General features: G+C 71.1%; 3 protein-coding genes. All 3 read left to right on the top strand.

Annotated elements, in window-relative coordinates; genetic code table 11:
- Positions 1–628 (top strand): ABC transporter ATP-binding protein (locus EYA84_RS27920; RefSeq protein ID WP_131056858.1); only part of this gene is annotated, 628 nt, incomplete at its 5' end.
- The gene (locus EYA84_RS27925; protein WP_131056860.1) at positions 625–2,676 is read left to right on the top strand and encodes a hydantoinase/oxoprolinase family protein; all 2,052 of its coding nucleotides are present in this window, start codon (positions 625–627) and stop codon (positions 2,674–2,676) included. The genes EYA84_RS27920 and EYA84_RS27925, both read left to right, overlap by 4 nt.
- Positions 2,673–4,086: hydantoinase B/oxoprolinase family protein (locus EYA84_RS27930; RefSeq protein WP_131056862.1), on the top strand; the 1,414-nt coding region annotated here is incomplete at its 3' end. The genes EYA84_RS27925 and EYA84_RS27930, both read left to right, overlap by 4 nt.

Below are 4,086 nucleotides of genomic sequence, written 5' to 3' on the forward strand. Positions count from 1 at the left end.
GCCCGCCGCCCAGCGGGAGGCCCGGGTCGCCGCCGTGCTGGACCGGATGGAACTCGACCGGTCCATCCTGCGGCGCTACCCGCACGAACTCTCCGGCGGTCAGGCCCAGCGCATCGGTATCGCCCGCGCCCTGGTCGGCGAGCCCGACCTGATCGTCTTCGACGAGCCCACCTCGGCCCTCGACGTCACCGTGCAGGCCCAGATCCTCGACGTGATCGCCGACGTCACCGCCGACACCGACCGGGCCTCGGTCTTCATCTCGCACGACCTGGCCACCGTCCGGGGCTTCGCCGACCGGGTGGCGGTGCTCTACCTCGGTCGCGTGGTCGAGGAGGGGCCCGTCGACGTCGTGTTCGACGACCCTCGCCACCCCTACACCCGGGCACTGCTGGCCAGCGCGCCGCGACTCGGCGCGCCACCCGCGTCCGTCGCGGGGGTGGAGCTGGTCAAGGACCTGGAGGAGACCGACGCGGCCACCGGCTGCGCGCTCGCCGCCCGGTGCCCCTTCGTCACCGACACCTGTCGCTCCCAGCCGCAGGAACTTCAGTCGTACGGCGCGAGCCGGGCCGCCTGCTGGCGTGTCCCGGAACTTCCCGCCCTGATCGGAAAGCAGGCCGACACGCCATGACCCGTCGTCCCATCCGGCTGGCCGTCGACATCGGCGGCACGTTCGTCGACGCGATGGAACTGGACACCCGGACCAACCGGGTGCGCTTCCGCAAGGCGTCCACCACCCCGGCCCGTCCCGCCGACGGGGTGCTCGCCGCCATCGAGGCGCTCGGCACCGACCTGGCCGAGGTGGAGCTGTTCACGCACGGCACCACGCTGGGACTCAACGCGGTGCTGGAACGGCGCGGCGGCCGGACCGGGATCATCACCAACGAGGGCTTCCGCGACATCTTCCTGATCGGCCGGGGCAACGTGCCCTCCGACCACATGTACGACTTCCAGTACCAGCGCCCGCCGAGCCTGGTGCAGCGCCGCTTCACCGCCGGGGTGCGCGGTCGCCTCGACCACCGGGGCCGGGTGGTGGAGGAGCTGGACCCGGAGAGCGTCCGCGCCGCCGCCCGCACGCTGGTGGTGGACCAGCAGGTGACCTCGATCGCCATCTGTTTCCTGCACTCGTTCCTGGACCCCACCCACGAACGCGAGGCGGCCCGGCTGATCCGCGAGGAGTTCCCCGAGGTCAGCCTCTCGCTCTCCACCGACATCGTGCGCGAGTACCGCGAGTACGAGCGGACCAGCACCACCGTGCTGGAGGCGTACATCCGGCCGATCTTCGAGCGGTACGTCGACGAGTTGGAGTCCGGTCTCGCCGAGCGGGGCTTCACCGGACAGTTCCTGATCATGCGCTCCGGCGGTGGATCGATGACCAGCGCGGTGGCGAAGACGTCACCGACGCACACCGTGCTGTCCGGCCCGGCCGGTGGCATCGTCGGTGCCGCGTACCTCGCCTCGGAGCTGGGCCGGGAGCGGCTGCTGACGTTCGACATCGGCGGCACCTCGCTGGACGCCTGCGTCATCGAGAGCGGCACCGCCGTGGCCGCGTACGAGGCGCAGTTGGAGCACTTCCCGCTGCTGATCCCGACGTACGACATCCGGACCATCGGTGCCGGTGGCGGCTCGATCGCCTGGCTGGACCGGGGGCTGCTGAAGGTGGGGCCCCAGAGCGCCGGGGCCGACCCGGGACCGGTCTGCTACGGCCGGGGCGGCACCCGACCGACCGTCACCGACGCGGCGGTGGTGCTCGGCTACATGGACCCGGACCGGTTCCTCGCCGGCACCATGGGCCTGCACGACCAGGCGGCGCGGGCGGCGATCGACGAGCAACTGGCGCAGCCGCTCGGGCTCGACGCCACCTCCGCCGCCGCCGGAGTCTTCGACGTGCTGCTGGCCCGTACGGTGGGCGCGGTCCGCCAGATCACCGTGGAGCGGGGGCACGACCCCCGGCACTTCTCGCTGCTGGCCTTCGGCGGTGCCGGGCCGCTGCTGGCTCCGTTGCTGGCCCGCGAGATGGGCATCGGCGAGGTCGTCGTGCCGTTTGCGCCGTCCGGCTTCTCCGCCTGGGGCATGCTGTCGGCGGACATCGTGAACGACTTCAGCCGTACCGTGATGGCCGGCCTCGACGAGGTGGGGCTGGACGAGCTGGAGGAGCTGTTCAAGGCCGTCGAGGCGGAGGCGGTCGCCTCGCTGGTGGAGCAGGGCGTGCCGGCCGACCAGGCCGTGCTGGAGCGCCAGTTCGAGGTGCGCTACCTGGGCCAGGAGCACAGCCTGATGGTGACCGTCGGGTCGACGCTGGATCGTGACGCGGTGCGCGGCGCCTTCGACGAGGTGCACCGGGCCCGCTACGGCCACACCATGGACAATCCGCTGCAACTGCTCAACCTGCGGGTCCGGGGCATCGGCCGGACCACCCGCCCGGAGCTGGGCACCCACCCGCGCGGCGACGGTGACCCGTCCCGGGCGCTGCTCACCCACCGCGACGCGTACGACTTCGGCTCGCGCGCGGTGGTCCCGTTCGCGGTGTACGACCGGGCTGCGCTGGAGCCGGGCGACACGTTCAGCGGTCCGGCCCTGGTCGACGAGGGCACCTCCACCACGGTCGTGCCCAGTGGCCAGCGCGTCACCGTCGACGAGCACCGCTACCTGCTGGTCACCCTGGAGGAGTCGGCATGACCACACTGGACGGAGCGCAGGTCGAGGTCGTCCGCAGCTATCTGCTGTCGGCGGCCGAGGAGATGCGGGCCACCCTGATCCGGACCTCGTTCAACCCGGTCATCTACGAGGTGCACGACTTCGGCCTGTCGATCTACGACGCCGACCTGCGCCTGGTCGCCGAGGCCACCGGGCTGACCTTCTTCCTCGGCGCGAACGACTTCTCGCTGGCCAAGGGCGTGGAGTACGTGGGTCGGGAGAACCTGCACCGGGGTGACGTGGTGCTGCTGAACTACCCGTACTGGAACGCCGCGCACGCGTACGACGCGACGCTGTTCGCGCCGGTGTTCCGCCCCGACCCGGCGGACGCCGACGCCGACGGCGACCTGGTCGGGTTCCTCTGTGTCCGGGCGCACTGGATGGACCTGGGGGCGAAGGACCCGGGGTACGTGTTGGACTCGACGGACATGCACCAGGAGGGGTTGATCTTCCCGGGGACGAAGGTGGTGTCCCGGGGTGTGCCGGTGCGGGAGATCCACGAGTTGATCCGGTTCAACTCGCGGATGCCGGACGCGGTGCTGGGTGATCTGCACGCGCAGATCGCCGCGCTGCGTACCGGCGAGCGTCGACTGCTGGAGATCATCGAGAAGTTCGGCCGCGACACCGTCTCCGCCGCCGTCGACCACATCATCGCCGACGGTGAGGCCCGCACCCGGGCCGCGCTGGCCACCCTCCCGCAGGGCACCTGGACGGCCGAGGACTGGGTCGACGACGACGGCATCACCGAGGACCCGGTCAAGATGCGGGTCACGGTCACCGTCAGCGACGAACGTTTCGTGGTGGACTTCGCCGGCTCGGCATCGGCCACCCGGGGGCCGATCAACATGCCGTTCGGTGCCACCGAGGCGATCTGCAAGGTCGTCCTCAAGTCGCTGACCTCGCCGGACGAGCCGTCGAACGCCGGCACCGTCGCCCCGCTGGAGGTACGCGCCGAGCCGGGCACCCTGTTCCACGCGGTCTACCCGCAGCCGACCTTCACGCTCTGGACCGGCATCGTCGCCGTCGAGTTGATCCTCAAGGCGTTGGCGCAGGGGATGCCGGAGCGGTTGCCGGCGTCCAGTGGTGGTGACGTGCCCGGGTTCATGATGGTCGGCGCGCACCCGGAGACGGGTCAGATCTTCGCGGTGAGCAACAACGACCTGGTCGGCTGGGGCGGCACCCCCGAGCACGACGGCATGGAGGCCGCCACCCACGTCTCCGGCAGCACCGGGCGGGGCACGCCGATCGAGGTGATGGAGGCCCGCACCGGGATGTTCTTCGAGCGGGTGGAGATTCGGACGGATTCGGGTGGTGCGGGGCGGTTCCGGGGTGGGTGTGGGTTGCGGCGGGATATTCGTTTCGTGTCGTCGGGGGAGTTTCTTTCGGTGATCA

The sequence above is a fragment of the Verrucosispora sp. SN26_14.1 genome (assembly GCF_004307965.1).
Classification (GTDB): Bacteria; Actinomycetota; Actinomycetes; order Mycobacteriales; family Micromonosporaceae; genus Micromonospora.

Excerpts from the sequence above, each read along its gene's own strand:
- EYA84_RS27925 (WP_131056860.1), top strand. The coding sequence starts at position 625 with ATGACCCGTCGTCCCATCCGGCTGGCCGTCGACATCGGCGGCACGTTC.